The organism is Ligilactobacillus sp. LYQ139 (assembly GCF_045033025.1).
In the GTDB taxonomy this organism is placed as follows: Bacteria; Bacillota; Bacilli; order Lactobacillales; family Lactobacillaceae; genus Ligilactobacillus.
Map to the genome: position 1 here is coordinate 1 of NZ_JBJFZW010000006.1, position 23,925 is coordinate 23,925.

The window sequence follows — 23,925 nt, forward strand, 5'->3', positions numbered from 1 at the left end:
CTTCTTCCGTTAACTGGTTTACTTCCCGCTGAACCTTAGCCTTCCATTTTTCGTACTCGTTATCAAATGGCGATACTCCATTCACGAAGTCCATAGCAACCGATAACAGGTTCGGTTCAACATCAAAAAAACACGCCTTTGATGAGAGCTTATTTGTCCCATTATCCAGTTCAATCTGAAACGTATACCGCCCAACTGTCTGGAAAAATCCTGGCAGGAAACTAAAATTAAAGATTGCGTTACCGGATCCAGACTGGTCGGCAGTTAGTTCAAATGCTGTACCATCCGGATATGCTCCCCGCATTTTAACGGTGTAACCCGCCGTGTTCAGTGGACGTCCGTTTTGGGCGAACATTAATGGTAGAACGCTACCATGATCCCCCTGTCCACCGTTGAAGTACTGACGCAGGTCAAGGAACGTATTAACTGGCTTGGAAATATCCAGCATGATATAAACCAGCTGACCGTTGACAATCTTGACCGTGCTGGGATAAGCAACTTGATAAATATTTTCTTCTGGCATGATAGCCGTAATATCTGCGTTATCCACGTCTTATCATCTCCTTTAAAAAACGCACCTACTGATTAGCAGGTGCTTCTAAATCATTAATCATGTGCTGTAACTCTCTGACCGCAAAGCCGACATCATCAGCGACCGCTTTCCAAAACTTGTTCAGAGCGTCCTTATCCAGCTCTAGTCCTTGCGGAATAACTGGCACTTCATACTCGAAGTCGTAGTCGGTGTACCGGCTATCATTAACAAGCTCCGGGAGCATATCCAACAAGGTCTGGGCGTTCTTCAACCACTGCAACCGTGCCGCTCGGTCAGCAACCGCAATATCGGTCAAATCAAACGTGTAGTTCATCACTGGAACGAATGAACTTTCAACCTCGGACAGTTGGGTCAGAAAGTTCTGAATAGCCTTGAAGTTCCCCAGATTAGTCGGATTTAAACTCCCCGGCGACCCGTCCCAAAGGTTAATTGTGACCGTTGGTAGTTGCGTCATTGTCAGTCCCCCTTGCCGTGATATTGCCGTAGTTGTCAACGTCAATCATAAAGTGCTTTCCGCTGGCGTTTACCACGTAAAGTGGAAGTTGCAGAACCGGCTGGCTCTGCATTAGTTTATCCTTGATAAGCGACCAAATACGGTCAGCGTCTGTCTGGTCGTAGACAATTCCTAGCGGGGTAATTTTTCCATGAAATACGCCGTTGTCGGTGTACCCGAAGCATTTACCCTCACCAAGCGTACTATCGTAACCAAATCCCACACCATAACTATCCGTAGAGTTGCTTGAGTTTGCCATTTAGATCTTCCACCTCACCTTCCGACCATGTGACGTTTACATCCGCCATATGGTTTTCAATATCCGTTCCGCCACTACTTATAACGCCAATCAATGAACCCACGTGTTCGTGAATGCCTTTGATTTGTTGCCGTAAAGCGGCGTTTACATCGTTCACACTGATTGCCGTGTTATCAAATGCCAGCGTTGGCACGTCCTTCTCGTTAAACGGGTTGCGCTCAATGTGGTTCAGCGTCACCGTAGTTTTCCAGTCGTATTTCGGAATAACAAGGTGGATGACTTCGCCCTTCTGGTAACCCTCGTCACTAAACGCATTCAACGTCAACGTTACACTTGGGTCTATTTGCTGGTGGCTATCTTCATAACTCTGCATTGAGTTCTGGTCGGTAAACCGGTCATCTTGGATAACGTCTCCCCGATGAAGCCCCCAACGGTCGATTGACCCCTGATTACTCCACAAAAAGTTGACCGCATACGTGGTCGTGTCGCTGTTGTCATTCTGGTTCGCCTTACCGTAGCACTGCGCCTGATTAACAATCGAACTACTATCCATGCCTAGCTTGACGTCTTCGCTGTCGTGTTCGTAGAACATTGTGCGTCCGTTATCTTGCCGAAAAGCGTCTGTGGTGTAAAACACCCAGTGCTTGCCGTTCGGAACCACAACCGCATTGTAGTCGCCAGCGTGTGATGAAAAGAAACTCTGGAATGACCCGCTTGGGCTTTCGATAGTCGCAATCGGAAAATTACCGTGAAACTCGGCACTAATACCCTGGTCGTTACCGTTCAAGAACTTGTTCACGGCGTCCTGAAAGCTGGTTGGCGTTCCGTTGCTATCCGCTGAGTTACCACTATTCGGCGAACCATTAATCCGTAAATTAGCGCTGTCCGTGAAATACTGGTGCGTTGCCGTCACACTATACGTACTCGTACCATTGTTAATTACCCGGTTAATGCTGTTGATATAAAACTGCTGTCCGCCGTAGTTGATGATATTCTCAACGGATAATAACCCTATCGCCGTCCGGTAACCAGCGTTATCCATCACCGTAAACTCGATCTGCCATGTATCATTGACGTTCCATGTTTCCTTAAAGGAAGCCTGCATATCCGGAATAGGTAATCGTTCACGTGTCGCCCCGTCCCGGGTTTGCACCGTAATTGTCGGGTACTGGTACATCAGTTCAGATACTTAAAAAAGAAGTCAATCGAACAGGAGAAGTTGTCACACCCCGACACGCTTAGGTGGTTTTCTCCTTGTTGTAACCGAATGACCCCGTTATTCGTCTGATTACCGCACCCGTTTCCGTCAAGGTACGGGTTAACCCCGTTCAATACCAACGACTGACCTTTGTTGACGTTGTTGTTCATGACGAACGTGTCGCCAGTATCGTTGTTCTTGATACACGGTTTCCCGTCCGCATGAATTGTCAGCACAAAATAATCATTTTGCACAATCGGGTCAACCGGCAGATCACCCGGATTGTAGACCGTGAATGAGTTACCGCTAAACTGATAGCTGTAATTCTCGTTCTCACGTAACCCCAACCCGAATGCCACGGCATTATCAATGTTTAATGAACTAACTACGCTCTGCCCAACCCCAGTAAGATTAGTAAGCGTCACCTGTATCTCAAGGTTTTTCTCACTGATATACGTTGCCGTCATGCTAGTATATTTCACCAAAAACATCCGATAACCGCAGTCTGCAAACGTAATCCAATATGGCGTCCGGCTAACAAGGTAATTTGTAATTGCCTTTAGTGCCAGCTTCTCATCATCTTCGTCCAGACACCGGGCGAGGAACGTAAGCGTAATCTGCCGACTATCATAACGACTTGCGGTTAAATTTTGCCCGTTCCTTTGCCCTAACGTGCTATACGTGTCGGCGGTGACTGGTGTTTGCCAATCATAGTCGTACAGGTATATCCCGTCCATATCGCCAACATCAAACGCCGATACCCAGTTCTTGCCGTCCTCACTGATAGCAAGTTCTACCGGGTCATAAGCTAGAGGGTTCTGGTATTCCCCAAACTTATAAGCATGTGGCTTATCAGTTCGTTTTGAGAAAATTTGCATTCTAGAACACCCCCTGTTTCGTTTGCATACGTAGCACGTGTGCGTCTTGTTTCCGCAGACGTTGTGCGATGTCTTCCAGACTAATCGTCATATCCTTAGCAACCAACATCTTTAACAGCTCGACAATTTCGTCCAACTTATCACCGTCTGCACTATCCGCATGAACCGGTGCTTGTGACGGTTCGGGTTGTGCCAGCATGGTTTCGTTGACTGCTTTCTCTAACAATGGTTTGGCGCTTGGAGCATACGGGTTAATCACGTACTCGTGACCTTCTGTGTTGTCGCCAACCCAGCCTAACTGTTTGCCCCAAACTTCGCCACCAGTCCACCAGCCGTGACCGTTACCAATGTTGCCCCAACCACCTTCGCCACCGTGGTTCAGACAGTTAATTGCAGCCATAATCTGATCTAGCCCGCTCATAATGTTATGGTGTCCCGGCATTGCCCACGCATTGAACGTGGACGGAATGAACTGCAAGAGCCCTTGCGCCGGGTGTCCTTCGATTGAGTTAATATCGGTAATTTGCTGTCGGATATGCGGATTACCGCCTGATTCCGTTTGAATTTGCCGGAGTAATCGACTGACCTGATTTTCTGAAAGATGAACGTGCATTAAGTGTTCGGCATGATGGATAACCTCACGCCAGTTTCCACTTCCACCTTCTTCTTCCGATAACTTTTCTTCAATCGGCTTCAGAATTCTAACAGCCCAGTCTTTCATTGCGGAAGGTAATTTGTCAACGACCCACTTGCCAATGCCCCGGTACTGGCTCGGGACAAGCCCCAGCAGTGCATTTGCCGCCTTCTGGATAATTCCTTTCAAGGCCTTAATCGGGTCATCTAGAAAATCATCCAGAGCGTCTAGCTTATCGCCAAGCCAATCCTTAACGTTGTTCCATGCGCCTTTAGCCCAGTCGATACCTTCCTGAACCCAGCCACCACCGTCAAAGTGCTGTGCTTGCATGCCAACGATACCGCCGGTTGCATAGTGTTCTACGCCGGCCATTTGCATAATAGCGTGCGTCTCTTCACCGCTGTACACCCGGGAACCAACCGGGAGCAGTCCTGTCCAGTTCCGTTGATTACTCATAAAGTATTCGCCACTTGGTGTCCGCACCAGTTCTTTCCAGTGTGGGCCAGCGCCGTCATTGATGACAGATAACGCACCCTTGCGTTCGCCGACAATACCACCTTTTGCGAAGTGAACGTGTCCGATTTCGCCTAGTCCAGTACCTTTGCCAGTAAAGAACGACCAAACCTTATTAATGCCACCGATTGCGCCATTAATAACGTTAATTACACCATTCATTCCGTCTTGGGCGGCACTCTTAATGCCATTCCAGATACTCTGAAAGGCTGATTTCATGCCGTTCCATGCACTCGACCAGACGCTGGAAATTGAGTTCAGTGTGCTACTAATATGACTGGCAATACTACTAATTGCACTGCCAATATCTGCCTTAATTGCGCCCCAAATTCGGGAAGCAACCGCTCTAACTGCGCTCCACGCAGAACTCCAGTCTGCCTTAACTTGTGCCATTTTATTTGAAACATTACTCCGAACATTGTTCATGCCTTCGCTTACTCTGTCCTTAATGCCGTTCCAAATATGCACAGTGGTAGAACTAATCACACTCCAGTCCTTGTTCCACTCAACCTTGATCTTATTAATTCCCTGCGAAACGGAATTACGCACCTGTTCAGCACCTTTCGCTACCTTGGTAGTAATATCCTTCCAGACTTTCGCAGTGATTGATGACACTTTATTCCATGACTTCGACCATAAATCTTGAATGGACTTAGTGAGTGCTTGCCAACCTTTCAGAAGTATCTTGCTTCCGTCCTTAAAGAGTTTCTGCAAGTCCTTCCAACCTTTGCTGAACAACTTACCAATGGAACCCCAATGTTTAGTTATCAGTTGCAGGAGCGCCTTAGCCCACTGACCCCACGCTTTTTGTGAAGATTTAACCCAGTTAGTTAAACCCTTAAAAAACGTCTTATAGGCTTTGGAGAAATATTGTCCTGCTTTTCCCCAATGACCTTGTAACAATTCAAGCAATCCTTTGCTCCAATCTTGCCATGCTTTTACATAGCTCTTAATGAAGTCGATATCGCCTTTAAGGATAGTGCCATAAGCTCTCTTGAATGCGTCCGGAACAGCGTTCCAAATACTTTTAGCAGTTTTACCAATGTTAGTAAACGACTTAATTAACACATTAATGCCGTCTTTTACAAGGCGTCCACATGCACTCACTAACTTTACTAACACTGAACCAATGGCATTCACTGCGTCACGGAATGGTTTGCAATGCTTGTAGGCCTCATAAATTCCCAATCCTAACAGTGCTAATGCACCGACAATCAGAACAATCGGGACGTCAACCCCAAACATTGACACACTTAAACTCGTAGTAGCGGTTGTTAAGGTGCGAATGGTAGCAATAGCACCCTTAACAGCCGAACCAGCTAAACTAGCCGCACCCTTGGCTAATCTTCCTAATCCGTTAACAGCACCCTTAATACCAGCTGCACTTAAACTACCAATCTTCTTCGCCAACGTTCCAACACTCGAGATGGCACTCTTAATACCTTTTCCACCTAACTTGGCGATTGAGCTTGTTAGGCTACCTAATTTAGTATTACCAAACTTAAATAATGCTTCGTGCGCATTATTTACCATGCTAATAAAGCCCATCGCTTTCTTAGCGGCAAACAGTCCTATTAATGCGTCAGCAAGCAGCTTGATTGCTTGCCGGTTGTTTGATAATGCTTTAAGGGCGTTAGCAACCGTCTGCATGGCATTTGCGGAGTCCTTGCCACTCTTGCTAGTTTTATCAAAAATTCCCAGTACGGAACTAAGAACCTTGATTACCGTTCCGACAGCCGTTCCAATCACTTCAAACGCGATCTTAACGGCTGAACCCATAGCACTAAACGCCGCCTTAATGGTCGTGGCATGCTTGGCAATAAATTGTGAAGCGACGGCAACTCCTTTGGTAATGGAGTTAATGGCGTTATCCATTTCGTGCTGAATGGTCTTAACGTCACCTGAACCCGTGAACGCCTTAGAAACGACTTGCATTCCCTTTGCCACGGTTTTTCCTAACTTCTGAAATTCTGCGTCAGTATCCTTAGATGATACCCACTTCGATACCGCTTCAAACACTGGACTTTTAGCGTTCAGGAAAGGCATTTGGAAGTCCGATATAAGCTGTTTGGAACGTGATTTGATAACCCGTTCCATTCCCCACATGGTTTTCATCATGTTTTCAGCAGCCTTGCCGTATTTATCCTGCCCTAATTCATTGAACACTTGTTCCAACGTTGAAGCCGAAATTTTACCTTGCCGTGCCATTTGACGCATTCCGGCAACCGAAGTATGGCACGCATGCGCCATTGCTTCATCAATCATCGGGAAGTAGCCCCCAATTTGGTTTAATTCACCAGCAGTGACCTTCCCCGTTGCCATGGCGTGCGTCATATCCTGCGATACAGCCTTTAATTGCTCAACGGACAACCCAACGGCGTCACCCATGTTCAACATGGACTTCGTTAAATTATCCGCTTGTGTCTTATTGCTATTCAGGTGGTAAAAGCTCTGTTCTAGTTCGTTTACTAGGCTGGTGGACTGCCCTGTCGCCGTAGCTAAATGCTGAATGCTGTCAACCATTGCGTTTGCCTGCCCAGCACTACCCGTTAGGGTATTCCACGTTTGCGTCATGACCTGATTTTCCTTGGCGACTTCGTCTGATTCATGCCACAATTCAGACAATTTACTACCGATTGCCCCAATTCCAGCCGCAATTGCACCGCCGACAAACGTTCCCAGCATAATATCCTTTAATGCACTGAAACGGTGTCCGGTTTCACTTGCACCGGCACTAATTCGGCTTAACACACCAGAAGCATGATCTTTGGCTTCTATATCTACGGTCTTATGGCTTGGTATTTTCTTAAACGAGTTGATAATCCGTGATAAGACACTTTGGTTCGTTTCCGCTTTGATTTCCGTGACCTTGCGCTTAGGCACGTCACGGACTTCACGGGAGAACTTGCCTAGATTACCGTCCTCAATTTTTGCCTTGATTTCGGTGGTCTTTTCACGGGGGAGCTTGTTAATTGCCGACCCGAAGCGGTCAACGTTCTTTTCAGCACTGCTTAAAGAGTTCATTACGCCATCTTTCATGTTCTTTGCGGTGTTGACGACCTTGTCAATCGCTTCTTTGGCTTTTGTGCTGAAACTCGACCAACTACTACCAGCGTTCTTAACCTTGTCATCTGTACCATTAATAGCGCTCTCCACGTCCGTTTTGAGGCTTACAGCGTCATGTTGCACCTTGTCCATTGCGTTGGTGGCTTTGGCACTGTATTCCGCCCAATGTGCGCCTTGTGCCGCAATCTCTGTCCCACTGCCTTTGACGGCTTCTTGGGCTTCCATAATTGCCTGCTTGGCACGGTTTACGCCGTTCGTAACTTGGTCAATGAACTTCCACACGAATTGCTGTTCGACAACTGCCATGGCTCTACCCCCTTTCTTTGAGAATCTCCTGTAAAGCTAACGCCGCTACGGTTTGTTTCGGCTTTTCCTTCTGCTTCTTGGCTTCCGCCAGTATCTTCTTGCGGGCTTCACCAACACTTTGGTGTGTCCGTTCGACATAATCAGTCAGAGAACCTTGTAACGAAGCGTCTACGGCAATCTGTGGGGTCAGACGTTGCTCCTGCTCATCTAGCAGTCGTAACTGATACCCCCGCTCTGCCGCCCGAAACTCAACCGGCGACATTTCGTCCAGTTCAGAAACACTTAACCCTATACGCCGGGCGTAACTGATGGTGTCGAGATAAGTTGTTTCAGGTGGTCGAGCTGACCCGTCATCCGCCGAAGTACGGCTTCTTCCGTATCCTTGTCCGGATTGTCGTCCGCTTCCTTGTCCACCCGTTCCTGCATTAAGTCCATGTTCTCGTCCATATCCTTGACGAACTGGTTCAAACGAGCTTTCAAGAAATTTGACGCTTTCATCTCCTCAATGATGTTGTCAAATTCCTTCTGCGTCCGGCCTTCGTCCGCAAATACCGTATCGCTTAATGCGTCCACAATGGCTTCCTGTGACGGCTGGTTACGCTTGTACCATGCCATGCCGTAGTAGTACGCAGACACGATTGCGTCCACGCTACCAGCTAACAGGTCATTAACCAGCATTGTGAACCCGTCCTGATTATCAGCGGCATTTTCTTTTGAAACTTGCTTGTAGAATGCAAAGTTAAACTTCGGTGTGTATGCGTTGTTGTTAATGTTAAGTGTTTCCATAACTAGATTTCCTCCTAATCTGTATTGTTATTAAGCCTACTTACCACCGTTTGTGGTAGTGGCGGTTGTTGTTTCTGCCTTTCCCGTTTCGCTGTTCGTTGATGAACTGCCTTCAACATTCGGCTTTACCACAGTTGAAGGCTGGTCAACAGTGTGTGACTGTTGCCATGTTTCCCAAACAGTCGGCTTCGGGTCTTCCTTACCCCCAAAGTCTGTGTTGTGAGCAAAGTTGAACAGCTTAATACTCATTTCCAAAATCTTCGGGTCTAACTCGTCCTCGCACAGAATTCCCGGCTGTGAAGAACCGTTAATGTTGTACGTGATGTTAGAGTGCAGTAAGTTGTTAACCGCTTCGGTTTCAGGAACACCATTAGGCGTTGCTTCGGCGAAATCTGCCCGGAAGTACCGCTTACCACCACTGGACTTAACTTGGTTAAGGTCAATCCGCCAAATACCGATTTCGACGTCCTCATCAACGGCCCGCTTGAGCATTTCCTGTAACGTGTCACCCATTAACCAGTAGCTATCAACGACAAACGTTTCAGACTTGGAACCGGAAGCGTGAAGCACACCCTTCTTGGTGTTCACATTCGTTACTGTCCGGGTGTTTGTGGTTGACGTTGCCGCCTGTACCCCTAACATGCGGATAAGGTCGGTTGGCTTGTCCCACGGGAATTTAATTCCGTAAACAATCTTATCTGCGCTTTCTACGTCTAATTCAGCGTCGTGTTGCCATTCAATCGCCATAATCTATACCCCTTTCTTTCCGTAAACAAAATAGTCAAAAATATAATTGATCCGCAGGAGCTTGTCGCCACCCTGCGTTGTATCGGTCATCGTCCGCTCGCTAAACGTGTCGTACCTTATCGGCCAATACGTGGTTGCCACTGTCTGCATTGCAACTCGAACATTGTGGGCTACGTCATAGGCTTGTCCCATGAGATTACGCTTGGTATAAACGTCCACCATGAGTGACACCTTCATGTAGTCCATTTGCCGTAAGTCGTTCTGCTCTTCTTCGTTCATGAGGTTTACGACAATCTGCGGGAACTTGTTTGGCACTTGTTCCCCGAAGTCATAAACCGGAACACCAATCTGTTTCAGTTGCCGTTTAACAGCCAGCAACAGGTCTGTTTCTGGTGACAATCGGTTCACCTCCTATTCGATTGCTCGCCGTACCGTGTTCTCAAAATCGCCTTTCAGTTCATTTGCTACTCGTTCACCGCTGGGCTTCATGAACGGTTCAGGTGCCATTTTGTACGTCCCAAATTCAACGAACGGGCCGTACGGTGTTACCTTGCCGTCTGCTTTCCCTCCTCGGGCTTGCTTAACTTGAGCGGTTGTTGCGTGTGGTGCGACTGATACCGATAACCCGTCCGGGCTAACCTCCGGCTTAATCGACCCCTGCAACGTTCCGGTAGGTACATATCTGCTCTTGCTATGCCCGACCAATGAACTTTCTAATTTCTGCGCAGCGTCCACCTCTTTGGCGCCAGCTTGGAGGACGAACTGACGGGATAATCGTTGCGCTTGCTGAAATTCACGGTCAAACTCGGCCAACGCTTCCGGCATACCAGCGTCCGCTAACGCTTGTGCCGCTGCCCTGACTTGATTAAATGCGTCCAGATTTACTCCAAACTTAACTGTTGGTAACTCGTTATCCGACATGCCATACCACTTCGCTTTCTGCAATGAAGAAATCAGTGCGCCGGAAATGGTGTTGCACCGTCTGAACGTTATACATCGTGCTATCGTCCCCGGGCTTATACGTCTGCGGAAAAGCAATCTTATCCGCTTCGTACTCGCCGAACACCCGAATAATGGTTGCCTCATACGTTTCACCCGTTCCGACCGTTACGTTCGCCCGTTGCAAGTTCGCCTTGACCCGGGTTTCTACGTACGTGTCAACATGGTCTAACGTTTCGGTATCATCCTCCGTGCTTGGCTGGCGCTTGAGCAAAATTACGTCTTGGTCGTAACGCATACCACATCACTCCCAACCGACCACAATTCCGCTATTGCCTAACCCTGTATTACGGTCTAACCATGCTTGCAGGTCGTTGTAGTACGGTTGCAGGTCGTTCGCATTAAAGGTCATCGACAGTCCAGCTTCACTGATACTGTTAATGCCCTCGTTATGGAACTTGTTGTATTTCGCCAGCGTGATTGCGTCCACGATATAACTCAACTCATCCGGAAAGTCGGTCACGTCCTTACCGATAAAGACGCAAATGGCCTTTTTAGCGTTGTCGATATAGATTTGTAGCCGGGCTTCCGTCTGTTCATCAACGGCTACGCCAACCAGCGTCTTAATTCGCTCAATATCCGTCATTGCCATTGCGTCCACCTCCTAATTAATGGCTTGAAGCCGTAGAAGTCGTCGTTGCCGCAACTGCGTCTGCGGACGTTACGAACTTAACGACCGGGATTTGCTTGTTGTCGAACTTCTTCACCCAGTTTGCACCGTTGGCAAGGTCAGTCAGTGACGGGAACTTCTTGTCCGTTCCGAATGCTGTTTCGTTCCATGACACACCCTGTGGCGCCATAACGAACCGCCGCCGGTTAACAAGGAAGTCCACCCCATGGTTAACAAGTGAGTCACGACCCGTTTCAACGGCGTGTTCTACCGGGAACTCGGCGTATGAAATTGCACCCTTAGCGAACAGGTATGATGTGTACTTACCAGAACTGTCCTTTGCCAGTGCGTCATCTACGACAATCTGAACACCCTTGATACTGTCGCCAGCGTCTGGTGCGGTGATTGCTGTTGGCACGTTAGCGTTACCGTTGATAACGAACGTGTTTGATGAACCACTCTTCGGGTCAACAAGGTTAGCGTTCTGTAATGCTTTCAGAATATCTGAATGAATTACAACCAGTGCTAAGTCCTTGTAGTGGTCGCCCAACATGAACCGTGCTTCGTTGAAGTTTGTCAGGCTGAATGTGGCGTCCTTGCCAGACGTTGCGTCAAACTGGTTAACACCCTTCATGCTCGAAGAAGCAAATACCCCGTTCAACGTAGCGACCAAGACCTTCTCGTAAACTGAACTCCAATAGTCCGCCAGTGACTCACCAATAGCTGTCAACGGGTCTGAACCAGATAATTCAGTTGCTAAGTCCGTAGCGCTCCATGCCTGGTCGAAGCCCAACTTACGTGCCTGATACAGGTCAGTCGTAATTTTGTGAAGCTGTAAGTCCGTGGTGTCGTCCGGTAGTTGCGGGTCAGCAATATCTAACGGCTTGTATGCCGGGATATTAACGACTGATCCACCCGTCCCCAGCGTGTGAAGCTGTGGTGTGTTATCAGCAACTACACCACTTTTGAAAAAGGCGTTACTTGCTGTTGACCGTTCGATAATGTACTGCGCCCAGTTGACTGGCACTTGCATATCGGATAAGTGCGTTGCTTGCGTGTAATCTACTGTCATATCTACATCTCTCCTTTATTACTCAACCGGCGTAACGTGATAACGGCTAATTGCCCCTACTTGAGCAATCAATTCCCGTGCTCTGTCCGGGTCTTCCGTACAAATGCGTTGCTGTTCCGTCAAGTTCCATGCGTCCTCTGACCACGGGTTATCTTTGACCGCAATCTGCGGGGCACGTGGTGTCGAAGCCGCCGGGGCTTGCTTGCCTTTCAGTAATTCAGCCGTCACGCTTTCCTTAATCTGCTGTCCATACTTTTTCAGCAGTTCCAGATTGCGTGAGGTTTCGTCCTCATTCCGTCCCATGACAAGCGGGAGCATGTCACGGCTAATTCCCTCGTCAATGAGCATTGACTTCGTGGTTAACTCGTTGAGCTTCTTGTCATACTCTGCGCTCTTAGCTTGCAATTCCTTCTCACGGTCAGCCTGTTCTGCCTGTGCTCGTTCTTCGGCGGACATCTTGGCACGCTCGGCAATCTTTTTCTTCTCGCTTTCCAGTCGCTCATTGAACTGCTTCTCTTGCTCCGCCATTTTAAGTTCGCTTCTCTTGCGTTCTTTGGCGACCTTCTGGGCGATTAACTGGTCGATACGTTCTTGTTGTTCGTCGGTAAATGTTGGTTCGGAGTTTTCCGTAACCTGTCCCTGCTTTTCTTCTGCTTCGTCGTTCATGACAAAACCTCCTCCGTTTTACGCCCGTCGGCTAGATTCCGTTTAGCGCCCGTCGGCGATAAAAAAATAAGCCTTTTAACGTCATACTTGGGACAAGATATTAAATTGCTGGCTCAATGTTGCACCCACAATACGGATGATAGGGCGGTGCGTTCACGCCGTGCTGCAAATCATCAATGTACGCCGCCTTGGCGTCCATTCCCATACAATACCGACACACGTTATTAGAATGCCGGGTGTACGTTTTAAATCGCTTGTAACCCATGCGTTTAAATGCCGCCGCCGACGCTTGAACCTGCCGGGCTTTTAACTCAGTCACAAAAATACGCTGGAAGTTCTTAGCTTCTTTTGAGAATGACTGACTGACCGCACGTTCCCACTTGCCGTCCAGCAAATCTTTCTGCTGGTTCTTGGCGATCACCTTGCGCACCTTATCCTTGAGTACGTTTTGGTTAACGTTATTCTTCAACGCAAAATCAATCACGTTATCTAAGTCCATACTCATCTCGTTAACATGGTGATAAATCAACTCAACTGGTGACTTATCCGTGGCGTTGCGGTAAGCAATCTTCGCTAGTGCTTTTCGGGTTGCTTGCGGGTGATATCGATCAAAGTTCGTGTGCATGAGTTCGTCCATTTCAGCACTATGTTTAATTGGTGCCGGCTTAACATCATGTGAAACCACGTTTGCAATCTTATCGACCACATCGGACTGCTTATCGGTTAAGGCGTTGTACACGTCCAACCCCAATTTAGCGTTATTCACCCGTGACTGGAGTTTTGCAACGTCTGCATTAGTCTTGTACGGTAGATCGTTTAATATCAAACCACACGCCGCCGACAAGCCCTCTACGCCGTTTTGCTCTGCCTTGTGAACTTCTACCTGCAACTGCTTTAGATCATTCAGAACACGTACTACATCCTCCGGCTTAGCGTCTGCATTCCACTGAATACCGTTGTTGATGTAATAGCTTAAATCAGCAACCTGCTTCCCTTTAGCGGCACTCACCAACCGCAATAACTCCTTAACGCTCTTGTCATTGGGGTTAAATACCCGGTTAAGGTCGTTAATCAGTTTCTGCTGGTTCATCTTCATCACCCTTTACCAGTTGGTCGACCACTGCCGGTTCACCCGTGGCAAACACCTTCCCAATGCCAGTCACGCCCTGATTGTAGGCGTCCGTAGCGTTCTGTTGCTTAACCGTTTCGTCATCGTCCCGCTGTTGCTCCGTATCTGCTGAAACTCCCGTAACCGGCTCAGCTAACTCACGCAACGTTTCAGCACTGAATAATCCGGTAGCGTTCAACGTCTGCACCAGTAACGCCGTTTCTTGGTCGTTCTTCGGCAGGTTCGGCACGAAGTTTGGTTGGATAACCTGCGCCAACGTAGCCGTATTGACTGCCTGCGGTAGGATATTGAGCTTTTGCCAGTACGCCACACAAGCGCATAGCCGACTGAACAACCCCTTTTTGTATAAGGCTTCCTGAATTTTCCGCTCTTGGTCTGCACCCCAGAGTTTGTAACTCATGGCAACCCCAGAAGCGTTAGAAGCGAAGTTCGGGTCGTTAACGTTTGGCGTGTTCGTGTACTTGTGAACCTCGCCAATCAAGAAGTCGGTGTACTCCTTCCAGCCAGCGCTGTCGTACGTCTTTGTCAGGTACTTGGCGTCTGGATTTACCATTGCTCGTCCGCCGTTGATACCCGTTGGCTGGGCGTACGGCTCCAAGTACCACAAATGGTTGTGTGGGTTGACGTTCGGGTGCGCTGGCTCCAGCACAATCGGTTGTCCGTCCGCACCGATTACCTTCTTTCCGTCCTTATCCAGCTTATACACTGGTTCAGTCAGGTTGGCGAACTTACCCGTCAAAATAATGTTGGCGTTGTCGAAATCGTCCTGAAAATCGGCCATGCTCGATACGCTGTCATCCAGTGCGTCAATCAAATCAAGCTCCGGCTCCCAGTCACCCGTCCGTTCATCATTGTTGTAGTATTCGGTCATCGGTACCCGACCGAAAAACAACGGCTCTTGGCTATCCAGCACGGCGTACGGCATAGGCGTATTCATTTCCGGGAAACCACCGTCAGTGTGGAAACGGAACACCGTGTCGCTGGTGTAAATCTCGTACTGCTCAACTAAGTCGTTATCCAGCACGCCAGTTTGGTAGTACCGTACCGCAAACAACGGCTGTTCCTTCACGCTGTCGTCATAGACAACAAACGCTGTTTCTGGGTCAACAACCGCTAAATTCAGCGTGGTTTCACCCGGGTTCACGAATACCAGATCATACGCCCGACCACACACTGACAAATCTTTCTTAATCTGTTCCTCAATGTAGCTCTCATCGCTCGTCTGGTTGAACACTTGTAACTGTTCGTCCAACTTATCAGCAACGCTTTGCTGAACGCTGCCCGTTTGTTGCACTTTAAACTGAATATCGTTACCCAAGAAGTACCCAACCCGGATATTAGTAATGTAACGGGCGAACGCACTCGCAATCTTATTGTTGGAGTGATACGGGTTCGGACTGTCCGCCTTGTTCTTAATGTCGTTCTGCGCCAAGTAGTACTGCTTTAACTCCTGAATGCGTGGCACTTGGTAATTCTGGTGGTTTTGGATAAACTGGTACGCCAACTCCATTAAGGCATTCGGGTTATCCTTAATTGCATTAAAACGGGTAACTGGCACTCGATACACTCGGTTTGCCTGCCCGTTAAAACGCTGTTTTTTCTCAATCTTCATCAGTAGTTAACCCCCATTCTTTCGCCAATTTCGTATTGCTCGTTCCAGTTGACACCCAACGACCCGTCATAGTCATTCAAATATGGACGCATGGCATAACGAAGAGCGTCAATTTCGTGGTTATTTTCGTCCTTCGGCGTGTTCAACGTGTTGCCTAACTTATCGCTGTCGAACACATACGAATTAAGCTCACGCCACAGGTTCTTGCACTTCGGATGAACGTGTATCTGATACTGCCATAGCTGGTCGATACCAACCTCAATCGGTGTCTTTTGCACACTCACCGCATTAACGACCCCGCAATCATTTAATTGGGCTGTTCGTTCCGGGTTCGCACTATCGCAATAGATATTCGCTCGCTCGTAACCGTGTGACTTCAACCATTCCGCAGTGTTCGGCGTTGTCTGGTGGTGACTGTACATCTCGTCATATACCCACAGCTCTTTGTGCTTACGGTCAATCGCCACCGCAACAAAGGCGTTCGGGTCTGAACCGAAACCGTAGTCCAAACCAAAAGAAGCTAACCCGCATTCGGTCAGCTTCTCTTGGATATTGAACTCTTGCTGATCGATATTGTCCTCGAACACCAGTCCTTCGGTTATTCCCCAATCACCGTCACATGCAACCCTCGCCCGCCTAGGGTTTGTCCGGTACAAGTCAAGGTAGCGTTGCTTATCCTGCTCGTCTAACCACTCATTACACCGAAACGTAGTTGTCAGGCTGAACGTATCACTCAACCGGGTATCTTCATCGAAAAACGCCCGCTTCAACCAATGATTTTCGTTCCACGGATTAAACGTTACCGTAATTTGTTTAAATCCTTCCGGGTCATCAATCTTCCCACGGATACTTTCGGCCAACGTCTGGAGCTTATCTTGGCTCTCAATCTCGTACGCTTCTTCGACCCACACAAACGAAAGTACACCGTGCGTTACGGAAACGGACGTCAGCTTCAATTCCTTATCCAGTCCCCGAAACATGATCTTTTGCCCGGTTGGCTTGTACACAATCTCGGGCATGGACGGGTTCAGTTTGAATAAATGCTGGGCGTGGAACTTATTGATTGCCCACACTAAATCACTGTACGTTGACTGCCGGTTCGTGTTTGAATACCGCCGAACAACTAAAACGTTGCTCCACGGATAACGCATAATGCGGTAGACCATGTTCAGCGCCGTGGTCTTGCTTTTCTTGCTGGCACGGGAGCCTTTAACAACCCGGTAAAAGTGCTTATCGTGCCAGTAGGCGTTATATCCGCCACCGACAATCGTATTAAGACTGTTCGTCACCTGCGTCACTTTCATCGTCCCCCAAATCATCAACGAACTTGATAGCCGTTATTCCAGCGTTGCCTCCTTCGGCTAGTGCCTTTGCCTTGGCTTCGCTTATCTTGGTATCTGCAATTAGCTTCTTCGTCCGTTGCTGTGCCAACCTACGTTCTTCCACTGACAACTGGCTATCGTTGTACTTATCCCGCCAGTTGTTCTTCAACCAAAAAATCATTGCTGTTGTGTTCCCTTGGCGGGCTCGTTCAAACAACTTATTTTCAATTACGAAATTTGCCTGTTGCCTACCAATTTTTAAAGCATTACTTATTGGGCGCTGTCCTCGTGGCAAATCACGTTCTTTCCGTTGCCATGCCCACAACGTCTTGGCATTAATGCCAATATTTTTAGCAATCTCTTCGTTGGTTAATCCGTTCCGCTTCCACCCTTGAATGAGGATGAGGTTCTCGGGTTCAGTCCAATCATCATACATCGAATGTTGCTTTACCATGAGGACACCCCCTTTCGCTAATCATTCATTACGCTGGTTTTGAACTCCGTTGGTTTGTTATTAGCGTACTTGACTAACAACTCACTCATACGTCCCTCTAGGTACGCATAATCACTAACCTTTACGCCAACTTTGAATGGTTTCAGCTTGTGCCTAAACGCTCGCATGCCTGCCTTACGCCTTGTCCCACTGCCCCGAGAACTCATCCCGGCTGAATAGTATTCGCCATATAACTTGCTCATATGCGCTCCACGCTTAACACCTGCGTCCACGTACGCTTGTCGATTACCGCTCGTGTCCTTGGTTCCTTCTTGCGCCGTCTTGCCATACCGGAACGGACAAACACACACGCTTGGAATACCCATTTGTTTCAGCTTTAACCGAAACTCAATGTCGTCCTCAAAGTCGCCTTGGTAATAATCAGGAATGCGTTGGAGGTCTAATGCAAACGCACTGTACACGTAACGCTCCCGCAAAAAATCATGTCCCGGAACACTTGCACCAGCAACTTCCATGCCCGCAATACCGGCGCTGGTAAATCGTAATACGTCTACCAGATACTCCAGCAAGTCATTCTGAATGCCTTCTGCATTTGAACCCTTTACGTGGCTCGTCCGATACGAACGTTCACCAATCTTGTACGCAATCTCCCAGAATACGATATTGTCGTCTAACTGAATCAGGTAACGATAACCATGTTCTCGGGCATACTTGATAGCGTAACTTCGGTTCATCGGTGCGTACCATGCACTATCGCTCGTCTTAACGTTTTGCTTGTACCATTCAACGTATTCATCCGGAACGTTTACTACGTCCCACTTGGTCTGATACCCGTCAGAATTGTTGGAAATAATCACGTGGTCGTAATCGTATTGAAACCCTTCTGTTGGACGTTCTTTAATACCACCCGGACGTTTACCGCTGATTTCAGCAATTAGTACATCACTCATATGTTTCCACCAACTCTTTCACTCGCTCGAATAACTGCTTATTCTGTGTTTTAAGGCTAAATGAATACGTCACGCCAGCTTCGTTCTTTTGCAAAACATCATCTTGCGTTTCGTCTAATACATCATCGAATATGTCAGACGTAGTGAACCCGGTAAACACGTCGTCCCCGATACCGTCCAACTCATCAAGGAGCTTCTTATTGTCCCAAATCGTCTTATCGGCCACCTTGTTATCTGCCAACCGGTATGCCTTAACCTGCTTATCGGATAACTTATCAGCTGTCACCACTGGGACTTTATCTAGCCCTAACTTTTGCGCTGCTTTGTATCGGGTATGGCCGACAATAATCACGCCGTCCTTATCAACCACAATCGGTTGTTGCCACCCGAACTCCTGAATAGACTTAGCAACTGCGTCCACTCCCCCTTCGTTTATCCGAGGGTTATTCGGATATGGTTTGATTGCGTCTATCGGCGTATTGACAATTTGCATGTACTCATCTCCTTACACACAAAAAGGCGACAGCATTTCGCTATCGCCATTCTTTACGCTATCAATATACATCCTTATTTGTCCGGTGTGTGTCCGGTCTTTGTCCGGTAAATGTCCGGTCAGTTTCCGATTTGCTTTTAATCCATAGTACAGTTATATTTATTAACGAACGCTTGTTCGCATATAACGTTTTGGAGATCTACCCGTATGATATACAACCAAACCACACTAATTAACGTCGACTACCAATCCCACCTGCGCTATCCGCGAATGCCGAAGAAACAACGAGCAGCAATTTTTTTACCATACGCAGCGCTAAGTGGATTTGAGGAAAAAATTCAGTGCGTGTTAAAACAGCACGGTAATTAAAAATAAATAGAAATTATGAACGATTGCTCAATAAATAAGTGTGTTTGCATTCAAAATTACAATTCTTCAAAAAAAACACACAAAATTCACACTTTAAACGTATGTCTCGTGATATACTAAATGGCGTTGTCGAATAGCAACGTGCTAAGGATACTATTCGATAACGCCACCTAACGTGTTAATGAAGAAGTCACGTACGTGCATTAAGGAAGTGTATAACGTGACTCTACGATTAGAATATCACCTTTATATTCATTATTCTAATCAAGTTTTAAAGTAGTTTCACAAAGTAACATTCATTAAAAGGCACTAGATTTATATTCTAGTGCCTTTTATCATAACAATTTCTTAAATATTTCACAGTGCTTCTACACACTTCCGTCACATTTTATGTGTTATACTCCTTGACGAAATAAAAGACGACATCCAGCAAAATGAGAAATAAAAAGATTACTGCTGGTAATGTCGCCGTTCAATAGTAACTGTTGTGAGCCAAGAGAGAAAATCTTCGGAGACAGAATTTCTCTAGCTCACGCGTGTAGGATAGCATATGTATTGTTAACCGTCTACTTAAGTTTTATAGCGGTTTCAAGTAATTAATATACTAACCACAGATAGTCCATCTTAATTATCTTGCTATTCGCAAAATATTATAAGGCCATTGGAGTTTTACTCTGATGGCCTTATTTTTTTGGAATAGAATGCGATAACACATAAACATTATGCTTTTAACAACAATAATGTGGTACAGAAGAAATTAATTAACTTCACCCGTTATTCCACTAAATATTCCTTACGATGCGCTACAATTTTTGCTCCGTTTGCTGCTTCAAATGGATCAAGAAAAAACTTAAAAATTAACTGAGAAAAGTTCAAAGAGATAAAATATAATATCATTTTATTCAATATGTGTTCGGTATATAAAAATTAAAATCTGGTATTTTACTTACAAGAGTACGATAATCATTAAGTAATTAACAACCATATTTACAATATCGCTAATAATAATTACGGAAGGTAGATACTATGAAACAACGCAGTATTAGAGATATATGTCCATGGCTTGGAGATGTATATTCAAGTCTCTGGAGCGTTATCAAATATTACAAAGAAGATATTTTTACCTGCATAATAGATATAATTATCACAAGTTCAATAGCTATAATACCAGTGATGATAATTAACTATAATATATCCGCAAAAAATAATCCTCATACCTACCCTCCCGTTACATTACACACCATTATGCGTCCTGAATTCATTATAGATTGTCTAAGTTTATATTTCTCATTTGATTTATTTATTATCTTGATAATAATAGTATTTATCATCCTCGAACCAATTAATCCACCTACTATAAATCCTTCATCATACTCCTTCATACAAGGTAAAAGAAGAATTACTTTATCTTTACAAGTTGCTTCAGTTTTTTCGTTATCGTTTACGTTAATTAAAATAACCACGAATTTTTTACGCCCTGATGTAACATCAGAAATTAACTTGATAATTTTCATTCTGTTTTTTAATGCGGTTATATTTTCAGCTTTAGGAAAATTAAACGATAAAAATAAAATCTACAACCATATTAAATGGACATTTATAATATCAACTTCACTATTTCTCTTATATCCCATAGTAAAATTAATTGTTACACCTGGTTATATAAAAAGCGATTACTGTCCTATCTTATTACAAACTTGCTTTATTGCATTTATTTTTGTTAGAGTAGCTAACTTAATCAAATCGACAATAACTAAGAGCGTTCTTTATTTATCAAAAAATCATGATGTTCTTGAAACGTTCATAAAGTTAATAATAATCGGACTGCTTTGCCCAATTGCTATCAAATTAATCCAAGTTCTTCTTTAAAGTTCTTATCGTTATGCAAACGTAATTGACAACATACTTAAATTAATTACCTCATTATTTACTAATAAAAACACAAAAAAGCATCAACACAAAGTTGATGCTTTTATGACCTCATTTACCGAGCTGAAAGGAAACTTTCAGCAAAAATAATAATACACGATCGACTCAGATTATGGATGTCAAAATTTGACAATAATTGTGAAAAATTATTAAAGCTCTAGTCTTGTACTAAAAAACACACATAGTTCATTCTTCTCTACATGTCCGTCATCTTAACCATCCCCACAAATACTTCTTTAAAGCGTCCCTAAGGGGATGCAGTTGCACGGTCACACCGCTACCGTCATATTTTATGAATTCCATATATCCGTCAAATATTCTAACTTCTTTCACGCCCATTTCTTTGAGGCTTTTTGTTTCCTTTTTTCTGAACACGATTGCCCCCCTATTCATCGTAAACGTGTAAATCTCTCCCGCCCCTGACGCACTCGAACCGGTCAGCAAATTCATTCAGCGCTTCCTTTTTCAAATGCGCGAATTGTGAATGAGAGTATCCGATACTATCGCAAACAATAACGTTCGGTAGATGATTAATATACAGCTTCGTGAGTATGGCCTGTGCCACACTTGAACACCGCATAATTACCATACCCACCGCATTAATCTCTGTCTTGGCGTCAATGTACTTCTGCATTTTTGTTTCATTTACATTCTCATAATGCGGATTTTTCGGCATCCCGTCCATGCTTGGTGACTTCAACGCCGCCGGACTCTCGTTCGCTATCCGCAGCAATCTTGCCACGACCACGGACAGGTAATAATCAACTCGCTTGGCGGTTGCGTCATAATCTAACTTATCTAACAGGTCAATCACACAATCACCCCTTAATCGAATAAAACCCGGTGAACCGGGTCTACTACTAAAGCTGTTTTAATGTCACCGGCATTTCCCGGTAAATACCGCCAGCGGAATCGCACCGCTGGCGATAACTAATTACGCCACCCTTCTTCGGGTGAATCACTGACAACGGTCACGAACCGTTTGGCAGGCTTTGTAAGTAAAAGAAACATGTATTTTTGTAATCCTGCGCCAGCGACACAAAAGTGAACGTCTTACATACTATATTTTACCTGACACCGAACGAACTACATACTAGAGGTTGATACACTTACGCTCATCGTCAGTAATGTTCTCGTGGTTTGTTAATGTAATCGTCCAACCCTTGCATTCGGTACGATTTTTAACCACCTCTTTGGTTTCTTTGTACGTCAGCCCGGTGATACTCTGGCTTTTCATTTGGCTATTCGCATATCTTACAGTTTCACCGTTTGTAACCCGATAGCGGTGTGTCATCAACCACCGCCATTCCTTCACATCTTCCATGCGGAACTCACCTCTCGTAAGGGTATGGAGCGTAGTTACTGCGTCCCGATTAATTGCACGCCCTAACGCACTCACTGAACCGCCTTGCCGTAATACGGTCAAACCTCGCAAATATTCATTATCCGCCAGCGGGCGAATATGACTGGCACTGTTAGCCGATTTTGGCCTTTCAAAACGTCCCTGCTTAATACACTCATCAACCATTCCCAGACTATCCCAGTACTGTTCGTTACCTTTCCGCCTTGTTTTTTGTTTATTGTTCTCTTTGCGGAGCAAACCGCACCAGCAGTTCATCAATGTTTGTAATTCAACGATTCGGGGGTCATCATTTGGAAGTTTTGTGTAATCATGACCGTATTTACCGTATAACTCCCGCTCGTAGTCATAAAACGCTGTTTTAGCTCTCTCGATTGCGTCCACTACATATCACCGTCCTTTACAAACGTCCCGTGAATGGTCTTGCCTGTCCGGTTCTTGATATGCGACCACGCCTTATTCCAACACTTATCCAGCGGTATATCCATTTGCTTAGCAAAAATAACCAGCGTCACCAGCACGTCTCCGAAACTGTCCACGATATGCTTGGCGTTGCCCTTGAGGTAATCTTCGGTTAGCTCACCGCACTCCTCGTGAAACTTGAGTAACTGCCGTGAGCGCTTAATATTTACCTGCTGTTCAAACACCTTCGTATCTGCGTTTGGCTCGATCAACAGGTGCTTATTACTTGCCCAGTCAATAACATTTTCCATGAACTCAGCAAAATTAAGTGAACGCTCCGGCTGACACAAAGCAAATACTTTGCCATTCAGTTCGGCAACATCCTCTGCCAGTTCGTTAATCCGTTCAATAACTTCGTCTTGACCTATCGCTTCATCTTGCGTATCAAAGCCAATAACTGGTGCTGAATTGCCACAGTGCAATAGTTCCGCTATATCTCCAGTATACGTAATGATTTCGGAGAACGACCACTCACCTACAACCTCAGCAAACCCACACTCAACATAGCCGCAGTACCATTTATCCGCGTCATCACGTATTACCTCACGCAACCAGCACCCAATGTTGCCGTGCTTCCATGTCTTTAATAATCGTGATTTCATTATTTTTCGTCCTCCTTAACTTTCTCAAAATCAATCAGCCGTGTTAGATATACCCGTGCTTTTTTCAAATCTTCCAGTCCGTTCTTTTTCTTGAACCGGGTCAGGTACTTAATCACGTTTCCCTTATAGAAACCGACCACCTCATCGGGTGTCAGTAGTCCATGCTCAAACCGGTCGAACAAGTCATGTCCGTCTCGTCCCTTGTAGTAATCAGGTTGTATTTCTGCCATTATCCACATTCCTTGCTTTCAGCTGCTAGTTTACTTTTAGGAAGTTAGATTCAAACTTGAGTTTGTTATAAGCGTACTGGAGAGCGGCATATGCTTCTTCGTACGTTAAATCTTCTTTTTTCAGCACTTCAACCACTTTATTCCCAGCTTCTACTGATAGTCCCCCGAATACATTACGAACTTCCTTTTCACGCGTAAACTTCTGTAAATACTCGTCTTTAGTCATTGCCATA

General features: G+C 45.9%; 28 protein-coding genes. 2 read left to right on the forward strand and 26 right to left on the reverse strand.

Annotation, left to right across the window (positions count from 1 at the left end; translation table 11 throughout):
• The 21 genes from ACI3E1_RS06010 to ACI3E1_RS06110 all read right to left on the reverse strand — a co-directional run.
• The coding region (locus ACI3E1_RS06010) for a BppU family phage baseplate upper protein (protein ID WP_405024758.1) at window positions 1-550 on the reverse strand (550 nt) is incomplete at its 3' end.
• Window positions 551-578: 28 nt separating this feature from the next.
• Complete coding sequence (locus ACI3E1_RS06015) at window positions 579-1,007, reverse strand: hypothetical protein (RefSeq protein ID WP_405024759.1); 429 nt, start codon at window positions 1,005-1,007, stop codon at window positions 579-581.
• Window positions 979-1,305, reverse strand: a complete 327-nt coding sequence (locus ACI3E1_RS06020; RefSeq protein WP_405024760.1) for a hypothetical protein — start codon at window positions 1,303-1,305, stop codon at window positions 979-981. Before ACI3E1_RS06020 ends, ACI3E1_RS06015 begins: the two co-directional genes overlap by 29 nt.
• A complete protein-coding gene (locus ACI3E1_RS06025; protein WP_405024761.1) occupies window positions 1,277-2,482 on the reverse strand; it encodes a prophage endopeptidase tail family protein in 1,206 nt (401 codons plus the stop codon). The genes ACI3E1_RS06020 and ACI3E1_RS06025 overlap by 29 nt, the downstream gene beginning before the upstream one ends.
• Window positions 2,482-3,381 carry a phage tail domain-containing protein gene (locus ACI3E1_RS06030; protein ID WP_405024762.1) on the reverse strand — a complete coding sequence of 300 codons (900 nt, stop codon included), beginning with the start codon at window positions 3,379-3,381 and terminating at the stop codon, window positions 2,482-2,484. The genes ACI3E1_RS06025 and ACI3E1_RS06030 overlap by 1 nt, the downstream gene beginning before the upstream one ends.
• A 1-nt stretch (window position 3,382) precedes the next feature.
• Complete coding sequence (locus tag ACI3E1_RS06035) at window positions 3,383-7,900, reverse strand: tape measure protein (protein WP_405024763.1); 4,518 nt, start codon at window positions 7,898-7,900, stop codon at window positions 3,383-3,385.
• A 4-nt stretch (window positions 7,901-7,904) separates the two neighbouring features.
• Entirely contained in the window at window positions 7,905-8,162 is a 258-nt protein-coding gene (locus tag ACI3E1_RS06040; protein ID WP_405024764.1) for a hypothetical protein, read from the reverse strand.
• Between the two features lie 26 nt (window positions 8,163-8,188).
• On the reverse strand, window positions 8,189-8,686 hold the full coding sequence (locus ACI3E1_RS06045; protein WP_405024765.1) for a tail assembly chaperone: 498 nt from the start codon (window positions 8,684-8,686) through the stop codon (window positions 8,189-8,191).
• A gap of 36 nt (window positions 8,687-8,722) precedes the next feature.
• Window positions 8,723-9,433, reverse strand: a complete 711-nt coding sequence (locus ACI3E1_RS06050) for a phage tail protein (protein WP_405024766.1) — start codon at window positions 9,431-9,433, stop codon at window positions 8,723-8,725.
• 3 nt (window positions 9,434-9,436) lie between these two features.
• Entirely contained in the window at window positions 9,437-9,832 is a 396-nt protein-coding gene (locus ACI3E1_RS06055; protein ID WP_405024767.1) for a DUF3168 domain-containing protein, read from the reverse strand.
• A gap of 12 nt (window positions 9,833-9,844) precedes the next feature.
• Window positions 9,845-10,354 carry an HK97-gp10 family putative phage morphogenesis protein gene (locus ACI3E1_RS06060; RefSeq protein WP_405024768.1) on the reverse strand — a complete coding sequence of 170 codons (510 nt, stop codon included), beginning with the start codon at window positions 10,352-10,354 and terminating at the stop codon, window positions 9,845-9,847.
• Window positions 10,344-10,670 (reverse strand): hypothetical protein, encoded by a 327-nt coding sequence (locus ACI3E1_RS06065; protein WP_405024769.1) that lies wholly within the window; start codon window positions 10,668-10,670, stop codon window positions 10,344-10,346. Before ACI3E1_RS06065 ends, ACI3E1_RS06060 begins: the two co-directional genes overlap by 11 nt.
• Before the next feature lie 6 nt (window positions 10,671-10,676).
• Window positions 10,677-11,024, reverse strand: coding sequence for a phage head-tail connector protein (locus ACI3E1_RS06070; RefSeq protein WP_405024770.1), 348 nt, complete (start codon window positions 11,022-11,024; stop codon window positions 10,677-10,679).
• Between the two features lie 16 nt (window positions 11,025-11,040).
• On the reverse strand, window positions 11,041-12,114 hold the full coding sequence (locus ACI3E1_RS06075) for a major capsid protein (protein ID WP_405024771.1): 1,074 nt from the start codon (window positions 12,112-12,114) through the stop codon (window positions 11,041-11,043).
• An 18-nt stretch (window positions 12,115-12,132) separates the two neighbouring features.
• Window positions 12,133-12,780: a DUF4355 domain-containing protein gene (locus ACI3E1_RS06080; RefSeq protein WP_405024772.1), complete on the reverse strand. Its 648-nt coding sequence runs from the start codon at window positions 12,778-12,780 to the stop codon at window positions 12,133-12,135.
• 100 nt (window positions 12,781-12,880) lie between these two features.
• A complete protein-coding gene (locus ACI3E1_RS06085) occupies window positions 12,881-13,870 on the reverse strand; it encodes a hypothetical protein (protein WP_405024773.1) in 990 nt (329 codons plus the stop codon).
• Window positions 13,848-15,521: a phage portal protein gene (locus ACI3E1_RS06090; RefSeq protein ID WP_405024774.1), complete on the reverse strand. Its 1,674-nt coding sequence runs from the start codon at window positions 15,519-15,521 to the stop codon at window positions 13,848-13,850. Before ACI3E1_RS06090 ends, ACI3E1_RS06085 begins: the two co-directional genes overlap by 23 nt.
• Entirely contained in the window at window positions 15,521-16,825 is a 1,305-nt protein-coding gene (locus ACI3E1_RS06095; protein WP_405024775.1) for a PBSX family phage terminase large subunit, read from the reverse strand. The genes ACI3E1_RS06090 and ACI3E1_RS06095 overlap by 1 nt, the downstream gene beginning before the upstream one ends.
• Window positions 16,794-17,297 (reverse strand): small terminase subunit, encoded by a 504-nt coding sequence (locus tag ACI3E1_RS06100; protein WP_405024776.1) that lies wholly within the window; start codon window positions 17,295-17,297, stop codon window positions 16,794-16,796. Before ACI3E1_RS06100 ends, ACI3E1_RS06095 begins: the two co-directional genes overlap by 32 nt.
• A 17-nt stretch (window positions 17,298-17,314) precedes the next feature.
• Window positions 17,315-18,247 carry a hypothetical protein gene (locus ACI3E1_RS06105; RefSeq protein ID WP_405024777.1) on the reverse strand — a complete coding sequence of 311 codons (933 nt, stop codon included), beginning with the start codon at window positions 18,245-18,247 and terminating at the stop codon, window positions 17,315-17,317.
• Window positions 18,240-18,740 carry a ParB N-terminal domain-containing protein gene (locus ACI3E1_RS06110; RefSeq protein WP_405024778.1) on the reverse strand — a complete coding sequence of 167 codons (501 nt, stop codon included), beginning with the start codon at window positions 18,738-18,740 and terminating at the stop codon, window positions 18,240-18,242. The genes ACI3E1_RS06105 and ACI3E1_RS06110 overlap by 8 nt, the downstream gene beginning before the upstream one ends.
• A 207-nt stretch (window positions 18,741-18,947) precedes the next feature.
• Here ACI3E1_RS06110 and ACI3E1_RS06115 point away from each other — a divergent pair, with 207 nt between their 5' ends.
• Window positions 18,948-19,109: a hypothetical protein gene (locus ACI3E1_RS06115; RefSeq protein WP_405024779.1), complete on the forward strand. Its 162-nt coding sequence runs from the start codon at window positions 18,948-18,950 to the stop codon at window positions 19,107-19,109.
• Window positions 19,110-20,135: 1,026 nt separating this feature from the next.
• Window positions 20,136-20,978, forward strand: coding sequence for a hypothetical protein (locus ACI3E1_RS06120; RefSeq protein WP_405024780.1), 843 nt, complete (start codon window positions 20,136-20,138; stop codon window positions 20,976-20,978).
• Window positions 20,979-21,423: 445 nt separating this feature from the next.
• Here ACI3E1_RS06120 and ACI3E1_RS06125 read toward each other — a convergent pair whose 3' ends face one another.
• The 5 genes from ACI3E1_RS06125 to ACI3E1_RS06145 form a co-directional block, all read right to left on the reverse strand.
• Entirely contained in the window at window positions 21,424-21,852 is a 429-nt protein-coding gene (locus ACI3E1_RS06125) for an ArpU family phage packaging/lysis transcriptional regulator (protein WP_405024781.1), read from the reverse strand.
• Window positions 21,853-22,131: 279 nt separating this feature from the next.
• The gene (locus ACI3E1_RS06130) at window positions 22,132-22,782 is read right to left on the reverse strand and encodes a hypothetical protein (protein ID WP_405024782.1); all 651 of its coding nucleotides are present in this window, start codon (window positions 22,780-22,782) and stop codon (window positions 22,132-22,134) included.
• A complete protein-coding gene (locus tag ACI3E1_RS06135) occupies window positions 22,782-23,462 on the reverse strand; it encodes a hypothetical protein (RefSeq protein ID WP_405024783.1) in 681 nt (226 codons plus the stop codon). The genes ACI3E1_RS06130 and ACI3E1_RS06135 overlap by 1 nt, the downstream gene beginning before the upstream one ends.
• Window positions 23,462-23,692 carry a DUF3310 domain-containing protein gene (locus ACI3E1_RS06140; protein ID WP_405024784.1) on the reverse strand — a complete coding sequence of 77 codons (231 nt, stop codon included), beginning with the start codon at window positions 23,690-23,692 and terminating at the stop codon, window positions 23,462-23,464. Before ACI3E1_RS06140 ends, ACI3E1_RS06135 begins: the two co-directional genes overlap by 1 nt.
• 25 nt (window positions 23,693-23,717) lie before the next feature.
• A complete protein-coding gene (locus tag ACI3E1_RS06145; RefSeq protein WP_405024785.1) occupies window positions 23,718-23,924 on the reverse strand; it encodes a hypothetical protein in 207 nt (68 codons plus the stop codon).
• Between the last annotated feature and the right edge of the window lies 1 nt (window position 23,925).